The organism is Methylocystis sp. Uni0008, assembly GCF_056838045.1.
On record NZ_CM166370.1, the window covers coordinates 908,382 to 923,981 of the forward strand.

Below are 15,600 nucleotides of genomic sequence, written 5' to 3' on the forward strand. Positions count from 1 at the left end.
TTCCCAATATGAGCGCCAGTCGGCCTGTAAGCCGGGTTCTGTACGTCCTTTGCAGAACGTGACGACCATTCCTCTGGGACGGACGTTGCCGCCCGCCTCTAGCAACCAACCCGGGCGACAGTCCCGGAGACGGGTTTGAAGGCAACAAGCTCACGCTTGAGGCCTTCCGTCGCCCCTATTCGGTTTTGCTCCCGGCGGGGCTTGCCGTGCCCCGAACGTCGCCGCTCGGGCGGTGCGCTCTTACCGCACCCTTTCACCCTTACCGCTTGCGCGGCGGTTTGCTTTCTGTGGCGCTATCCCTGGGGTCGCCCCCGCCGGACCTTATCCGGCGCCGTGTCTCCGTGGAGCCCGGACTTTCCTCTGCGTTTCGGCAGCGGCCGTCCAGCCGACTGGCATAAACAGGGATAGGCGGCTCTGGGCCCGAATGCAAGAAGGCGTCAAATCGTCGCCTTGGAAGGCGAGGCCATACTCGCCATTTCATAGCCCGGTTCTCGCTTAGCGTCGGCGATCGGCGGCAAGCGAATCCGTAATAAAGAGGTCCAAGGGAGTGATATTTATGCTGGCACGTCGTTCAGTTTTCGCCACTCTGGCCGTGATGGCCGCCCTGTTCGTGGCGCCGCATATGGCGTTCGCGCAAGGCCAAAGCGAGCATCTGACGCAGGCGATCGAGGAAACGAAAGAAGCGATCAAGGAAGGCAAGCAGCATAACGCCTCCTCTTTCGCCGAACATGCGCATAACGCCTGGGATCACGCCAAGGCCGCGAGCAGCGAAGACCCCAAGGGGCATGTCAAGACGGCGATGAAGCATCTCAGCCAAGCGCTCAAGACAGCCAAGCGCACCCACCACGCGAGCCGTATCGCCAAGGGCGTCCGTCAAGCAGAGATCGCGCTTATTCATTTGAAGGTGGCGAACCAATAATGCGGGTCGCCGCGACGCGCGTTCTGCGGGTCGCGGCAATCACGGCGCACACGCGCGCCGCCCTTCAGAAATCGCAACTGAAAGCGCTACGCGAAGGGATGGCGGCAAGGCGCCTGAGCTGACGCATTGCGCGCCCCATCGGCTGGCCCCAGACACGCTTTCGTCGGCGAAGGCCGAGTTCCGGAACCTTGTAGGCGTTCGTCGGCTTAAAGCCGCGCGAGGCGAGGCTCGTCGCATCGACGCCTCGGCCACGGAGGTTCATCATGCAGCAAAACGGCGCGGACCGGCGCAAGCCTCGGGTCGTTATCGTAGGCGGCGGCTTTGGTGGAATCGCAGCAGCTCAGGCCCTCGCGGGCGCAAAGGCGCAGATCCTGATTCTCGACACCAACAATCATCATTGCTTCCAGCCCCTGCTCTACCAGGTTGCGACCGCGGCCCTCGCTTCGCCTGACGTCGCCTGGCCGATACGCCATATCGTTCGCCGCCAGCAGGATGTCACCGTGCTGATGCTCACGGTGGAGGGCGTCGATACGCAGCGCAAAGTCGTAAAGACCGACAAATGCGAGATCGGTTACGACTTCCTCGTCGTCGCGACGGGGGCGACGCACTCCTATTTCGGCCACAACTGGGCGCAACTCGCGCCGGGGCTGAAGACCATTTCCGACGCGGCGATCATCCGCCGAAAACTGCTCCTCGCCTTTGAACGCGCCGAAGTCAGCGACGATCCGCTCGAACGCGAGCGGCTGCTGACCATTATCATCGTCGGCGGCGGTCCGACGGGCGTCGAGCTCGCCGGCGCCATCGCCGAACTCGCGCAACGAACGCTGCCGCCGGAGTTTCGCCGCGCCGACCCGAGGAAGGCGCGCATTATGCTGCTCGAAGCGGGTCCTCGGATACTTGCAAGCTTTCCTGAACGGCTATCGAACTACGCGCGCGATTCGCTCAAAAAAAGCGGCGTCGACGTGCGCACGGGCATGCCGGTCGATCAGGTGTTCGAGGACAGACTTGTCGCTGGAGACATAGAGATCCCCGCTGGCGTGATTCTATGGGCCGCCGGCGTGCGGGCGTCGCCCGCGGCGAACTGGCTGGGCGTTGAGGGCGATCGCGCGGGGCGAATTGCCGTCAACGCGGATTTATCGGTTCCAAGCCTGCCCGACGTCTACGTGATCGGGGATCTCGCCTTTCTGACGGGACCAGATGGCGCGCCGGTTCCGGCGCTCGCCTCGTCCGCCAAGCAGATGGGCAAATACGCCGGGCGCGCAATCGCGCGCCGATTGGGAGGACGCTCCCCGCGCAAACCCTTCCGCTATCGGGACTACGGCAATTTGGCGACGATCGGCCGCAATTCGGCGATCGTCAAACTTGGCCAATTGGAGCTGACAGGCTTCCTGGGGTGGCTCTTCTGGAGCGTCGTCCACATCTATTTTCTCGTGAATCTGCGCAGCCGCATCTTCGTGGCGATGAGCTGGATCGCCACCTATCTGACGAGCAATCGCGGCGCACGGCTGATTACACGATGACAAACGCGCCTGGGTAAAGCCTTAGCTGCGCTCGATGGCCGTATCGCCCAGAAGCGCGCGGGACGTCATCGCGCCACAGGCCAGCCCGACCGCCAGCGCGGCGAAGGCGGCGACCATCGAGCGCTGCGATAACGCTAGTGTCCTGATTCAGAAGTTTCTATCCAGCTTTGGCTTGGAGGTCGAGGGTGCGACGGCAGAAGCGTTCGATGGAGGCCAGAATGTCGTCGGCTGACTTGGTCCAGCGCAGCGGCTTCGGATCAGCGTTCTGTTGGGCGAGGAAAGCCTTGATGGCGGCGATGAGGTCTTTGACGGACTTGTGCGCGCCTCGCTTGATCTGCTTTTCGGCCAGCAGCGCGAAGAAGCGTTCGACCTGATTGATCCACGACGACGATGTCGGCGTGAAATGCATGTGCCAGTGGGGCCGCTTGGCGAACCAGTTGCGGATCACTTGCGTCTTATGGCTCGAAGCGTTGTCCATCACGACGTGAATGTCGAGGCCGGCGGGAACGTTGCTCTCCACTTCGTCGAGAAACTTGCGGAACTCCTGCGCGCGATGGCGCGGCATGCATGTGCCGATCACACTGCCAGCCTTCACGGTCGTCTCAGCCGTGACAGCAGCGATGAAGCCGGCAAAGAGCGTCGTAGTGCCGTGGCGGTCGTAGTCGTGCGTGCGCCGCTCGACTTGTCCAGGGCGCATCGGCAGCAGCGGCTGCGTTCGATCAAGCGCTTGTATTTGGCTCTTTTCATCCACGCATATCACCAGCGCCTTGTCGGGCGGATCGAGATAGAGGCCAACGATGTCGCGCACTTTCTCGACGAACTGCGGGTCGGTCGAGAGCTTGAAAGTCTCGGTGCGATGCGGCTGTAGGGAGAATGCACGCCAAATGCGATGAACCGACGAAGTCGACACGCCCGATGCTTTCGCCATGCCGCGCGTGCTCCAGTGCGTCGCGTTCTTGGGCTGCGTTTCGAGTGTCCTGGTCACGATCTCCTCAACGCGGTCGTCGCCGATCTTGCGTGGCGCGCCACAGCGCGGCTCATCGTCGAGACCATCGAGACGGTGCTTGGCGAAACGCTCGCGCCATGTGCGCACGGTCTGCCGCGTTACACCGACCGCAGCCGCGATCTCGCAGTTGTTGAGCCCGTCAGCGGCCCGCAACACGATCTCCGCGCGTTGCGCATGCCCACGCGCCACCTTGCGTCGCCGGACGAGCCTTTTGAGGTATTCCCGTTCGTTCTCGCTGAGCTCAATCTTGCTCGCTTTGGTCGCTCCGTCCCTCGCCATGCCGCCCTCCCGAATCCCGCCTGGGCCGAAGGAATCACAATCGCGAAAACGTGGCTAGTAATTTCTGGGACAGGACACTAGCTCCCAGCCGGGCGTGATGCGCTTCGGCGCGGCGCCGTAGTCGACTGTCGCGGCGACCGCCGACATCATCGCGGCGTCCCCGATCAGCTCGATCGTTGAGCGCGGCGGCTGCGTCGCGAGCCAAGCCTCGAAGGGGAACGCCCAGAAGACGGCGGAGGCGTGATGCGTCGCGTAGCCCACGGCGGTGTGCGCGGCGTCGACGTCGCGCCGGCCGCGCGATTTGCGTCCCCAAAGCCAATGGCTGGTGGCGTTCGTCGGCTCGAGCGCGCCCTTGCCTTCGAGCTTCGCCAGCGCCGCCAGCGCAGCGGTAGAGACGACGCTGGCGACGCTTCCCGTGACAAGCGCTGATAGACCGATCCGCGACCAATTTTCCATAGGAGCCTCCGGGGAGATGTTGAGCGACTCGAACCCCCTCGCACGCCGCTTCGTTCCAGAAAATTTCCGCTGCAGATCGGAAATGCATTAAGCCCAAGGCATGAGCGCGGCGCATGATGAGGAAGAAATAGCGCGAGTCGTCGAGATTCTGGCGCCCGTCGCTGTCGACGCGACCTATTCTTATTTCGCGCCGCCGGCGATGCGGCTTCAGCCTGGCGACAGCGTCAGAGCGCCGCTTGGCAGACGCGAGGCCTATGGCGTCGTCTGGTCCGTGGACGCGGGCTCCGGCCCGGGGGGAAATCTGAAGACGGTCAGCGCGCGCCTCGACCGGCCGCAGCTTTCGCAAAAACTGCGCGACTTCATCGACTGGCTCGCGCGCTACACGCTGACGCCCCGCGGCATGGCGCTGCGGCTCGCCACCCGCGCCGCGGAGGACGCGGGGCCGGAGTCGCCGCGCACGCTCTATCGCGCAAGCGGCGCCGCGCCTGAACGCTCAACGCCGACCCGCGCGCGCGTTCTCAATGCCGCGGAGGGCGGCGTCGCCTTTTCAAAGAAAGCGCTCGCCGAAGCCGCCGCCTGCTCGACGGGCGTGATCGACGCACTCGTTGACGAGGGCGCCCTGGAGACGATCGCCGCGCCGCCGGAGCCGATCGCGCCGCCGCTCGATCCGATGTTCGCTGCGCCGGCGTTAGAGCCCGCGCAGCAAGACGCCGCAAGCGCATTGAAGGCGTCGCTCTCGTCGCACGCGTTCAGGCCATTCCTGCTCGAAGGCGTCACCGGCTCGGGCAAGACGGAAGTCTATTTCGAGGCGGTCGCCGAGACGTTGGAGAACGGCGGACAGGCGCTCGTCATGATGCCGGAAATCGCGCTGACGACTCAGTTTCTCGAGCGATTCGCCGCGCGCTTCGGCGAGAAGCCAGCCGAATGGCATTCCGGCGTCAGCGCGCGAAAACGCGCGCGCATCTGGCGGGGTTGCGCGACGGGCGAAGTGCGCGTGGTCGTCGGCGCGCGCTCGGCGCTCTTCCTGCCCTTCTCGGATTTACGGCTGATCGTCGTCGATGAAGAGCACGAAGGCGCATACAAGCAGGACGATGGCGTCAGCTATCACGCGCGCGACATGGCGGTCGTGCGCGCGCGGATGGAGCAGGCGACGATCGTTCTCGCCTCCGCGACGCCGTCGATCGAAACCCGCGTCAACGCCATGCGCGGACGCTATGGCTATCTGAAACTGAATTCGCGCGCGCGCGCGCGACTGATGCCGACGCTCGAAGCGATCGACATGCGCAAGGAAGGCCCGCCGCGCGGTCGCTGGATCGCGCCGCGGCTGGCTTTGGCGGTCGGCGAAACGATCGCGCGCGGCGAGCAGGCGCTGCTCTTTCTCAATCGCCGGGGCTATGCGCCGCTGACGGTGTGCCGCACATGCGGCCATCGCTTCCGCTGCGAGAACTGCGACGCCTGGCTCGTCGAACATCGCTTCCGGCGGGCGCTGATGTGTCATCATTGCGGCCACGTCGAGCGCCGTCCGGACGTCTGCCCCGAATGCGGCAGCGAAGACTCGCTCGCCGCCTGCGGTCCGGGCGTCGAGCGACTCGCCGAAGAAGCGGCGACGCTGTTTCCAAACGCGCGCTTGCTCGTCCTCTCGTCCGATTTCCCGGGCGGCGCCGAGCGGTTGCGGCGCGAATTGGAGGAGATCGCCAAAGGCGCCTTCGACATCGTCATCGGCACCCAGCTCGTCGCCAAGGGCCACAATTTTCCTTATCTGACGCTCGTCGGCGTGATCGACGCGGATCTGGGCCTCGGCAGCGGCGATCCGCGCGCCGCCGAACGCACGTTTCAGCTGCTCAATCAGGTGACAGGGCGCGCCGGACGCGGCGACATGCCCGGCCGCGCGCTGATCCAGACCTTTCACCCCTCGCATCCGGTGATCGAGGCGCTGCTCTCGGGAGACGCGGAAAGGTTCTACGCGCAGGAGATCGCCGTGCGCGAGCGCGCGGGGCTCCCGCCCTTCGGGCGTCTCGCCGCCCTGATCGTTTCGGCCAAGGACGCCGCTACGGCGGAAGCGCATGCGCGCGCGCTCGCGCGCGCGGCGCATGAACTGCCGCTATCGCCGCGTTACAGAGTCGCCGCCGCCGGCGCCTGGCCGGATGAAAATGAGATTGCGCTGCTTGGTCCTGCGGAAGCGCCGATTGCGCTCATCCGCGGCCGTTACCGGTTCCGATTGCTGGCCAAAGGACCGCGCGGCGCCGACATGCAGGCGTTTCTACGCGACCTACTCGCGGCCGGACCCAAGGAACGAGGCGGCGTTCGCGTGCAGGTTGACGTCGATCCGCAAAACTTCTCGTAAGCGGCGTCGAGATCTTCGACCCTTCAGCCGCCGACGACCCGCGCCACCACCTTCGCGGTATAGTCGACCATCGGCACGATCCGCGCATAGTTGATGCGGGTCGGACCGATGACCCCCAGCGCGCCGATGATCCGGCGTTCGCTGTCGCGCAGAGGCGCGGCGATCATCGACGAGCCCGAGAGCGAGAAAAGCTTGTTCTCCGAGCCGATGAAGATGCGGACCCCTTCGCCCTGCTCCGCGCGCTCCAGCAGGTCGATGACGTCCGTCTTCGTTTCGAGATCCGAGAACAGCAGACGCACGCGTTCCAGATCGGCGGCGGCGGTCAGGTCTTCGAGAAGATGCGCCTGGCCGCGGACGATCAGTTGCCGCGATTCGCCCATCGCGCCCGCCCAGGTCGCGAGCCCCGCTTCGACGATTCGCGCGGCGAGTTCGTCGAGCTCCTTCTGCGCGGCTCGACGCGAGGCTTCGATGTTCTCGCGGGCTTCCGCGATGGTCCGACCGGAGACGCGCGCATTCAGATAATTGGCGGCTTCGGTCAGCGCCGACGCCGGCAAATCGCGCGCCACGGGAATCACGCGGTTCTCGACAGATCCGTCGTCGGCGACGAGAATCACCAGAGCCCGCTCCGGCTCGAGCCGCACGAAGTCGATCTGCTTCAGCCTTACGTTGTCCTTGGACGCGACGACCACGCCAGCGACCCGCGTCAAGCCCGAGAGCAGGCTCGTCGCTTCGGCCAGAATGCCGGGAAAATCATGGTCTTTCGAAGCTGCTTCGACTTCGGCGGCGATGCGCGCGCGCTCATTCTCCTCGAGATCGCCGATCTGCAGCATGGAGTCGACGAAAAAGCGCAGGCCGAGCTCGGTGGGCAGCCGTCCCGCGCTCGTATGCGGCGCATAGATAAGGCCAAGCTCCTCCAGGTCCTGCATCACATTGCGCACGGATGCGGGCGAGAGCGTCATGGGCAGCAGCCGGGCGAGATTGCGCGAGCCGACCGGATCGCCGGAGGTGAGGTAGCTGTCGACGATCTGCCTGAATATTTCGCGGGAGCGCTCGCTGAGTTGGGCGAGGCTCAGCGCCGAAGGGTGACCGAGCGGGGCATTGCGGATCATGCCCTAGAATATCGCATCGGAGCCGGAACGAAAAAGCCCGGCCGCGAGGCCGGGCTTGGTCGACGTCGGGGAGGACGGTCGATCAGATTCCCAGATTGTCCATGCCGATCAGCGCGCCGAAGCTCTTGACCTGATAATTGACGCCGATGCGCGCGATGTGCGTATCGAGATAGTTGCCCTGGATCATGCGGTAGGCGAAGGGAAAGCCGATGCTCGCCCCGGACGCGCCCTTCATGCGGGTGAAGAGATATTCCGCCTTGACGGTCCAGTTATCGAGGATGGCGTATTCCAGGCCGGCGCCCACGGCGAAGCCCGCCTGCCACACGGACTGGCTGGACGGGAAGACAAATCCGTTCGCCCATTGCTGGCCGTAAGGCCGCACCTTGCCATAAGCCAGACCGCCGGTGATGTAGGGGAGGAACCGGCCGAAGGCGTAACCAAAGCGCAGACGCTCGGCGCCGAACCATTGCATGCGGCTGCTGGCGCCCACGCCAGCGAGGAACGCGCCGGAATTCGTCGCGCGAACGTCGGCGTAGTTGAACTCGCTTTCGTAGCCGACCACGAGACCGTTGCCGAACACCCAATTGTAGCCGTTCTGGTAGCCGACCATAAATCCGCTCGTGCCGATCGACGTCGTTGTCGGGAACACGAGGAAGGGGCCCGGCCGGAGCGTGTAAATGCTCGAATAGTGGCTGGAGACGCCGCCGGCGTAGGAGCCGCTGATGCCGATGTGGAACCCTTCCCAGCTGAAGGCGGGCGGCGGCGGCGGAGGCGGAGCCTTGTAGCTCGGAAGGTCAGCCGCGGAAGCGGCGCCGACCGCCAGCACTGACGCAAAGGCGCCGAAAATAAAGTTCCTGAAAGTCATCCGAGCGCCTCCAATGAGCTCGTCCGCTTGGGACGAACGGCAGTTTCAAATGCAAAGTATCACCATCAAACCTAAGACGTAATTAGCGGCGGGCGCTGCAACGGCGTTTTTCCGGCGCCGTTGCCGATCGGACACACCTCCACGCAACGCTATGAATTCACGGAGTGAACTCGCCCGAACGCGCGCTGATAAGCGCGGCGGTCAGCACGCTCAGGCTCGCCTTATAGGCGGCAAGCGAGAAGCGCGCCTCGTAATAGCGGCGCGCCGGGCTGGCGCAGCGTGCGGATTCGTCCAAGGGCGCGGCGGCGGCCGCTCGCCGCAGCGCATCCGCGAATTCCGCAGCCGAATCGGCGATGGCGACGCCGGGCAGACGCAACGCTTCCTCGTCCATCCCCCGCATCGCCTGCGTCGTCGCGATCAGAGGCAGACCGCTCGAAAGCGCTTCAACCGACTTGATCGAAAGTCCGGTGCCGCTGATGGTCGGAAGCAGCGCAAGGCGGGCGTTCGCATAGACGACGCCGGGATCTTCAACGCGGCCCAGGAACCAGTCCTTGTAGGCGGCGTATTGCTCAGGCGCCTTGGCGCGAACGGCGGCGTCGACATTGCCGACGATCTTCACCGTGACGCCCGGGGCCTTGGGCGCGACCTCGCGCAGAAACCAGATGACGCTTTCGACATTGGCGGCGTTGTTGCTGGCGACAAGAATGATGTCGGGGCCGCCGGGTCCGGTCGGAGCCTCGGGCGTCGCCGGATAGAGCAGCGCATGCGCCTTTTCCGGGAGCAGGACGCGAAAGTCTTCGGCTTCCTGCGCATTGAGATGCAGCAGCAGATCGGCGCCGCGCATCGCTTCAAGTTCCTGCGCCAGCATCGACTCATACGTCGCGCGGGGCTTGAGCCAAGGCATGGTCTCGTTGATCAGCGCGAACTGGCGCGCCTGCAGATCATGCGTGTCGAGCATGATCGGCGCGGAGCCGCGCGCGAGGCGACGCGCGACGGGCATCAGAAAAAAGTGATTGCAGTGAACGAGATCGAAAGTCGCGTCCTCGAGGTCGGCCGACAGCCGCGTGCGTTCCGCCATCCCGAGACGCACCACAGCTTGATCGCCGTGGATGTAAGGCCACAGCACCTCGCGAAGAAAACGGGGCGAGAGCACAGCGGAAAACGGCGCGCCGCCGTAATATCGCGGTGCGCCGTCAAGTTCAGGAGTCGCCTCGTTGAAGGACTTCCAAATCCAGCTTCTTCCCGGAACAAATCCCGGATCGGAACTGATTGCGACAGGAAATACTTCAGCGCCTAGCGCGCGATAGGCGGCGATTTGGCCAAGGACGACGCGATAGGTGCCGCAGGAGTGCCACGCAGGATGGACGAGCGCGATGCGCCGGCCAAGAAGCGGACGCCGGGCGCAGGCCAAGCACTCACTTGATGCAACGCTCAACCCGATCCTCCAGCCGCCGCAAGCGGCAGCCTAAGCAGAGTTCGACTGTCGGGACAATGTCGCTTCTCGCGAAACTGGCGGCGCGCGGGCGTGTTTGGAACAGTTCGCATAAGCCGGAGAGCTTCGATATCTGCATCGATCGGCGCCCGCGCAAGATGTACGCACTGCCCGAGCGATCGGCGTTACGCGCAGCTGTCATCACCGTGTGCGACGCTAATGGGCGTTAAGTTTCAGGTCTGCCGGCAGAGCTCTGCGGCGGCGCTCGCCAAGGCGCGCGCATAAGCCTGCGGACTGAACGCGTCTTCATACAGGCGGCGCGTATCGCTTTGCGCCGGGTCCGCGTGACCTCCGCTTTCGGCCCGCGCCTGGGCCTCACGCCACAAACCGGCGAATTGCCTGGCGTCCTCGGCGAGCGCGACATTTCCGAGTTTGGACGGATCAACCTGCATGCCGCGGAAGGCAAGCGGCGTCGCAACGAGCGGCGCGCCGCAGGAGAGCGCTTCGACGGCCTTGATCGACAGGCCGTGGCCTTCGACCGTCGGGAGCAGCACGCAGCCCGCATTGGCGTATACCGCGCCGATGTCGTCGACGCGGCCCTTGAACAAGTCGCGGTGCGATTCATAGAGCGCAGGGTCGCGCCTCTTCACGCCGCCGTCGATGTTGCCGTAGATCGCGACTCGGGCGCCGCCCGCGTGCGGAACGACCTCCTGCAGGAACCAGCGCAGGCTCACGTAATTGCCGTAATTGTCGCTCGCGACGATGATGACGTCGCGTCCGCGCGCCAGGGGCGCGGACGGCACCGCCGGATAGATGAGCGCGTGACGGGACTGCGGCAGGAGCTTCTGAAAATCGCGATGCTCCTCCTCATTGAGATGCGCGCAGAGATCGGCGCGGCGCATCCATGAGAGCTCCACATCGAGCATGTCGTCGTAAGTCGCGTAGGGCGGAATGAAAAAGCCGCCTTGGTTGCGCAGCATATATTGGCGCGCCTGAATGTCCTGCGTCTCCAGAACGACGGGAACTTTGCGGCCGCGCTGCAACCGCTCGACGAAGGGCAACGTGAAATAATGGTTGGTGTGAACGAAGTCGACTGTTTCGCTGTCGAAACCTTCGGGCAAGGGCGCGCGCTTGGCGAGTTCAATGAGCCATGACGCCTGATCGCCGTGGATCAGTCGCCACCAGCCATCGACGAGAAGTCGGGAGGCCAAGGCGGAAAACGGAGCGCCCGAATAGAAGCGACGTTCGGCGCCGATGTCGCGCGACGCTTCGATATAGGCCGGCCAGCGCGATCCATGCGGCGGGCGGGGCGCGACATCGTCCATCATCGCGACGGATATGACGCGCGCGCCAAGCGCCTTGTAGGCGGCGATCTGACTGACGTTCACCTGATAGCTGCCGCAGCTGTGCCAGGCGGCATGGACGACGGCCACGGTTTTGCCGGCGAAAGGCCGCGCGCTCGTCCCCGTGGTCCCGGCCTGGCGCGTCGCGGATGAGGGAATTTGGCGCGTGACGTCAGACATCGTGCTGCAACATTGTGGCTGATTCTCAAATATCTTACGAAAATCGCGCGCTCGGCCTCTTGGGCGCGCCGACTCGCTGCTGTTTCACATTGAGGCGTTCCGACCCATCCTCGCCCGAACCGGGCCGCCCCTTGCTTTTGCCCGCCGTTTTCAAATACATCCCCTATATGAGGCTTCGCTTTCCGAATCCAGTCTTATCGCCCGAGGGCGCCGCGGCGCCAAGCGCGGCCACGACAAAGCGCTACGGCGTCGCCATCGTCGGCAACGACAAGATCATCGACTGGCTGCTGCCTTTTCTCGAAAGCTACCGAGACACCAATTCTTCGCTGCCGCTTTATCTCATTCCCTATGACGACAATGTCGCCATGACGCGCCGCGCCGCAGAGATTTACGGCGCGCATTATGTCGGCGAAGAGCCGACGGAAATTGACAAGCTCTCGCATGAACTCTACCCCGGCATCTTCAACACCAATCGCCGGCGATTGAGGAAGCTGCAGGCGCTCGCCCTGCCGCTCGATGAGGTCGCCTATGTCGACGTCGACGTCATCCTGTTTCGCGACTTCACCCCACTGTTCGGGCGGCTTGAGAAGGGCAAGACCGAACTCATCGTCGCCTCGCCGAGCTTCGAATATGTGTATAACGACAGGCGCGACCGCTATCCCTTCTTGAAGGAGGCGCTTCTCTTCAATGATGGCTTCTGGGTCACCTCTAACCTGTATCTGAGACTGTCAGATTTCATCGAAACGATCCGCGACGACGCGGCGATCTTCCACGACGTGCGCAAACGCGGCCAACTCTTCGCCCAGCCCCTGGTCAATTTCGTCACGCACCGGCGCGGCGTCAAAATCGAGCTCTTGCCGAATGTGATCTCTGGCGCATCGCACGAAAGCTTCTACAAGGCGCCCGGGGTCGAATTCAGGAACGGCAAGCCGGTCGACTACGAAGGCAAGGAGATCTATTTCGCGCATTGGGCGGGCGCGACGGCGCTGCCAAAAAATGGCGTCTTCGACGAGGCGTGGACCCGATATTCGCAGGCCGCCTGGGCGAGGTTCAAGCGGTGACCCGCGGCGTTCCGCTTCGCGCGCCGCGGCGCGTTCTCTTGCGTTTCGAGACGCGAAGGCGCTTCGCCGCTCGAAACGCCTTAGAGCGATAGCGCGGACGCGCCGCCATGCCGCGCCTGCTGTTCCTCTATCTCTTCAAGCGCATCGGCTATGGCGTGCTCGTCGTGCAGTTCGCGCTCTCCATTCCCGTCGTCCTGTCCTATCTCCTTTACCAGCTGCCGCCCGCCGCGGTGCGCGGCGGCCTCGTCATCCCGGCGATGATCGGGGTGACCCCGACTGTGGCTTATGTGACCCTGCCGATGGCGATCGGCGTCGCCACCGCGCTCGAGTTTGGCCGCATGGCCGGCGAAGGCATGATCGCCGTTCTATATGCGCTGCGCCTTTCCGTCTGGGCGATCTGCCGCCCGGCGCTGGTCCTGGCCGCCGGCGTCGTGGTCATCGGCTATCTGCTCGCCAATTTCGCGGCGCCCTATTATTCGAGCGGCATGCAGGACGTCCTCAACGTCGTGCGCAATTCGCTCAACCATCGCATGCTCGACGCCGCGCATTTCTACACGTTCGATAATGGCGTGAAGACGCTCTACATCGAGCGCTGGGAGACGCCTGACCTCGCGGTCAATTTGTTCGTGCGCCAGCTTTCAATCGAAAAGATGCAGGAAGAGACGGTGACCGCCGCGCGCGCCGAATTCCGGCGCAACGAGTCGGGCGTCATCGTCGCGCTCTCCAATGGCAGCATTCAGACGCGCTCATTGAACAGCGGCGAAGTGCGCATCGCCAATTTCGACGAATACGCCATGGCCCTGCCGATGCAGGGCAGCTCTGCGCTGCCCGACCGAGGCTGGAAAGGCGTCTACGAACTGTCCGCCGGCGATTTTCTCGTCAATTACGCGTCGGCCAGGCGCGATCCGCGCCAGCTCGGAGAGTGGACCGCGGAGGCCGCGAAGCGCTTCGGCGTTCCAGCGCTCGCCGTCGCGCATACGCTGCTCGCGATGGCGCTCGTCCTGACGTTCGGGAACATCACCGGCCGGCGCGGCGCGGCGGGGGGCCTCACCACGATCGCGATTCCAGCCGTTCACATCGGCTTTCTTGTCGCGCTTGAATCGCTGCTGCGCATCAACGGACTGTTCATTTTGCTGCTCGCCGCGCTGGCGCTCGCGGAAGTCGGCGTATCGGTATGGCTTATCGCGCGGCTCAACTGGAGCCCCAAACCGAGGCCACTTTTCGGACTGCGCGCGTCGACCGGCGCGCCGGACGCCTACGCGACGCCGCTCGCCTGACCCTCTTCGGCAAGCATCGCGCGACGGTAGTCGGCGATCACCTTGGCCGGATCGCCGATCTCGCGCACGACGCCGCCTTCGAGCCAGAGCACGCGGTTGCAAAGCGTAGCGAGAAAATTGAGGTCGTGCGAGACCATCAGAATGGTGCCGGTCCTTGCGAATTCAGCGATGTATTTTTCGCACTTGCGCTGAAAAATCTCGTCGCCCACCGATAGCGCCTCGTCGACGATGAGCACGTCCGCCTTGGCGTGGGCGCAGATCGCGAAAGCGACGCGCGCGATCATGCCCATCGAATACGTGCGCATCGGCTGTTCAAAGAAGGGCCCGATGTCGGCGAAGGCGGCGATGTCGTCAATGCAGGCGTCGACCTCCCTGCGCGAGAGCCCCAGAATCGCCGCGCCGATGCGGGCGTTTTCGCGTCCCGTCAGCAGGCCGTCGAAGCCCGACCCGAGCGCCAGAATGGGCGCGATCCGGCCGGCGACCCTGAAGTCGCCTTTGGTCGGCTGGGTGATGCCGCACAGGATCTGCAGGAGCGTCGTCTTGCCGGCGCCGTTGCGCCCGACGATTCCGACGCGCTCACCTCTCTCTACCGTGAAATTGACGTCGTGGAGCACCCATTTGTCCCTGTAGAACTTCTTCCACAGGCCGAACAGGATCTGCTTCAGCTGATCATTCTGATGCGAATAGAGCTGAAACGCCTTGCCGACGCCGACGCAGCGGATTGAGGGCTCAGATGACATCGACGATGACCGATTTGTAACGCATGAAGAACTGATAGCCGCCAAGGAACACGGCATAGGAGACCGCGACAAGCGCGAGATAGCCGAAGACGTTTGGAACCGTTCCATCAAGCGCGAGCCCGCGCAGCATCTCGATGTAGTCGCCGACGATGTTGAGCCGCAGCCACAATGCGACCGACCCCGACATCGCCGCGATTTGATCAAGGCGATAGAAGATCGGCGTCGCGAACATGAGCACCGGCACGATGGACGCCATGATATGGGCGACGTCGCGCGTGAACGCGCCCAGCGCCATCAGGAACCAGACGATTCCCAGAACGAAGAGGAAGAAGGGCGCGACCAAAAACGGCGTGAGGACGATCGTCAGGGGGATCGTTCCCGCCGTCAGCAAGCGAAAGACGATGTAGACCGCGAAGGCCACGCCGCCATAGGTGAACGCGCGAATGGTCGCCGTCCAGGCGATGGTTTCGCTGGGGAAAATCGACTTCTTCACGAAGTTGACATGCTCGTGCAGAAGCATGGGCGCCCGATAGGCAAGTTCGCTGAACAGATTGAAGACGATCAGCCCGATAAAGATCGAGCTTGCATAATCGGTGACGCTCATGCCTGCGGAAAGCTGCGGAACGGTCACCGAGAACAGCGCCGTGTAGGTGAGCAGCATGATGAGCGGCGAGAGCACCGCCCAGAGAGGTCCGAGCGCCGAACCGCGAAATCTGGAAATAAACTCGCGCCGCACGACGGCGCGGATAAGCTCCCGATTACGCCAGGCTCGTTCGAAGGGCGCGACATATACGGGAGGGATCGAGGCGAGCAAGTGTCGGCGCGTCCTTTCAGGTCTGGAACATGCTCTCGAAAAAGCGCGAGGTGTCCCTGAGACAGGATCATGCGCCGATCGAGCGCTTCGCGCCGGGCGCGGCGTCGCCCGCATAGACCAGTTCAGCCTGCCTCATGTCAATGGCGGCGCTCAACCCTGGCCGGACGGAAGGGATTATCGGGCGCTCCGCCCCCGCAATCGGCCATGCTGACTCGTCGCGAGGCGATCGCCGGCCTCGCCGCTCTGGGAACGCAG

At 64.1% G+C, this 15,600-nt stretch carries 13 protein-coding genes and 1 other RNA gene; 5 read left to right on the forward strand and 9 right to left on the reverse strand.

Features of this window, described 5'->3' with window-relative positions:
• Positions 1–11 precede the first annotated feature (11 nt).
• An RNA gene (gene rnpB, locus AC0X69_RS04525) (RNase P RNA component class A) lies at positions 12–393 on the reverse strand.
• Positions 394–556: 163 nt separating this feature from the next.
• Between rnpB and smbP the strand changes: the two genes are divergently transcribed.
• Both smbP and AC0X69_RS04535 read left to right on the forward strand, forming a co-directional pair.
• Positions 557–919 (forward strand): small metal-binding protein SmbP, encoded by a 363-nt coding sequence (gene smbP, locus AC0X69_RS04530; RefSeq protein WP_482611711.1) that lies wholly within the window; start codon positions 557–559, stop codon positions 917–919.
• 263 nt (positions 920–1,182) lie between these two features.
• Positions 1,183–2,439, forward strand: coding sequence for an NAD(P)/FAD-dependent oxidoreductase (locus tag AC0X69_RS04535; protein ID WP_482611713.1), 1,257 nt, complete (start codon positions 1,183–1,185; stop codon positions 2,437–2,439).
• Positions 2,440–2,596: 157 nt separating this feature from the next.
• On the opposite strand, the gene AC0X69_RS04540 is transcribed toward AC0X69_RS04535, so the two are convergent.
• The gene (locus AC0X69_RS04540) at positions 2,597–3,724 is read right to left on the reverse strand and encodes an IS630 family transposase (RefSeq protein WP_482607591.1); all 1,128 of its coding nucleotides are present in this window, start codon (positions 3,722–3,724) and stop codon (positions 2,597–2,599) included.
• Between the two features lie 54 nt (positions 3,725–3,778).
• The gene (locus AC0X69_RS04545; RefSeq protein WP_482611715.1) at positions 3,779–4,180 is read right to left on the reverse strand and encodes a hypothetical protein; all 402 of its coding nucleotides are present in this window, start codon (positions 4,178–4,180) and stop codon (positions 3,779–3,781) included.
• Between the two features lie 100 nt (positions 4,181–4,280).
• On the opposite strand from AC0X69_RS04545, the gene AC0X69_RS04550 reads away from it, so the two are divergent.
• Complete coding sequence (locus AC0X69_RS04550) at positions 4,281–6,524, forward strand: primosomal protein N' (protein WP_482611717.1); 2,244 nt, start codon at positions 4,281–4,283, stop codon at positions 6,522–6,524.
• 23 nt (positions 6,525–6,547) lie between these two features.
• On the opposite strand, the gene hrcA is transcribed toward AC0X69_RS04550, so the two are convergent.
• From hrcA to AC0X69_RS04570, 4 genes are all read right to left on the reverse strand, one after another.
• On the reverse strand, positions 6,548–7,633 hold the full coding sequence (gene hrcA / locus AC0X69_RS04555) for a heat-inducible transcriptional repressor HrcA (protein ID WP_482611719.1): 1,086 nt from the start codon (positions 7,631–7,633) through the stop codon (positions 6,548–6,550).
• Between the two features lie 82 nt (positions 7,634–7,715).
• Positions 7,716–8,498, reverse strand: a complete 783-nt coding sequence (locus AC0X69_RS04560) for an outer membrane protein (RefSeq protein WP_482611721.1) — start codon at positions 8,496–8,498, stop codon at positions 7,716–7,718.
• Positions 8,499–8,655: 157 nt separating this feature from the next.
• A complete protein-coding gene (locus AC0X69_RS04565; RefSeq protein ID WP_482611723.1) occupies positions 8,656–9,933 on the reverse strand; it encodes a glycosyltransferase in 1,278 nt (425 codons plus the stop codon).
• A gap of 230 nt (positions 9,934–10,163) precedes the next feature.
• Complete coding sequence (locus tag AC0X69_RS04570; RefSeq protein ID WP_482611725.1) at positions 10,164–11,453, reverse strand: glycosyltransferase; 1,290 nt, start codon at positions 11,451–11,453, stop codon at positions 10,164–10,166.
• A 167-nt stretch (positions 11,454–11,620) separates the two neighbouring features.
• On the opposite strand from AC0X69_RS04570, the gene AC0X69_RS04575 reads away from it, so the two are divergent.
• The gene (locus AC0X69_RS04575) at positions 11,621–12,514 is read left to right on the forward strand and encodes a hypothetical protein (RefSeq protein WP_482613309.1); all 894 of its coding nucleotides are present in this window, start codon (positions 11,621–11,623) and stop codon (positions 12,512–12,514) included.
• A gap of 107 nt (positions 12,515–12,621) precedes the next feature.
• Positions 12,622–13,791: an LptF/LptG family permease gene (locus AC0X69_RS04580; protein WP_482611727.1), complete on the forward strand. Its 1,170-nt coding sequence runs from the start codon at positions 12,622–12,624 to the stop codon at positions 13,789–13,791.
• Here the strand turns inward: AC0X69_RS04580 and AC0X69_RS04585 are convergent.
• Complete coding sequence (locus AC0X69_RS04585) at positions 13,770–14,531, reverse strand: ABC transporter ATP-binding protein (RefSeq protein WP_482611729.1); 762 nt, start codon at positions 14,529–14,531, stop codon at positions 13,770–13,772. The genes AC0X69_RS04580 and AC0X69_RS04585 overlap by 22 nt on opposite strands.
• Positions 14,521–15,345, reverse strand: coding sequence for an ABC transporter permease (locus tag AC0X69_RS04590; RefSeq protein WP_482611731.1), 825 nt, complete (start codon positions 15,343–15,345; stop codon positions 14,521–14,523). Before AC0X69_RS04590 ends, AC0X69_RS04585 begins: the two co-directional genes overlap by 11 nt.
• Between the last annotated feature and the right edge of the window lie 255 nt (positions 15,346–15,600).

Excerpts from the sequence above, each read along its gene's own strand:
- smbP (WP_482611711.1), top strand. The coding sequence starts at position 557 with ATGCTGGCACGTCGTTCAGTTTTCGCCACTCTGGCCGTGATGGCCGCC.
- AC0X69_RS04535 (WP_482611713.1), top strand. The coding sequence starts at position 1,183 with ATGCAGCAAAACGGCGCGGACCGGCGCAAGCCTCGGGTCGTTATCGTA.
- AC0X69_RS04540 (WP_482607591.1), bottom strand. The coding sequence starts at position 3,724 with ATGGCGAGGGACGGAGCGACCAAAGCGAGCAAGATTGAGCTCAGCGAG.
- AC0X69_RS04545 (WP_482611715.1), bottom strand. The coding sequence starts at position 4,180 with ATGGAAAATTGGTCGCGGATCGGTCTATCAGCGCTTGTCACGGGAAGC.
- AC0X69_RS04550 (WP_482611717.1), top strand. The coding sequence starts at position 4,281 with ATGAGCGCGGCGCATGATGAGGAAGAAATAGCGCGAGTCGTCGAGATT.
- hrcA (WP_482611719.1), bottom strand. The coding sequence starts at position 7,633 with ATGATCCGCAATGCCCCGCTCGGTCACCCTTCGGCGCTGAGCCTCGCC.
- AC0X69_RS04560 (WP_482611721.1), bottom strand. The coding sequence starts at position 8,498 with ATGACTTTCAGGAACTTTATTTTCGGCGCCTTTGCGTCAGTGCTGGCG.
- AC0X69_RS04570 (WP_482611725.1), bottom strand. The coding sequence starts at position 11,453 with ATGTCTGACGTCACGCGCCAAATTCCCTCATCCGCGACGCGCCAGGCC.
- AC0X69_RS04575 (WP_482613309.1), top strand. The coding sequence starts at position 11,621 with ATGAGGCTTCGCTTTCCGAATCCAGTCTTATCGCCCGAGGGCGCCGCG.
- AC0X69_RS04580 (WP_482611727.1), top strand. The coding sequence starts at position 12,622 with ATGCCGCGCCTGCTGTTCCTCTATCTCTTCAAGCGCATCGGCTATGGC.
- AC0X69_RS04585 (WP_482611729.1), bottom strand. The coding sequence starts at position 14,531 with ATGTCATCTGAGCCCTCAATCCGCTGCGTCGGCGTCGGCAAGGCGTTT.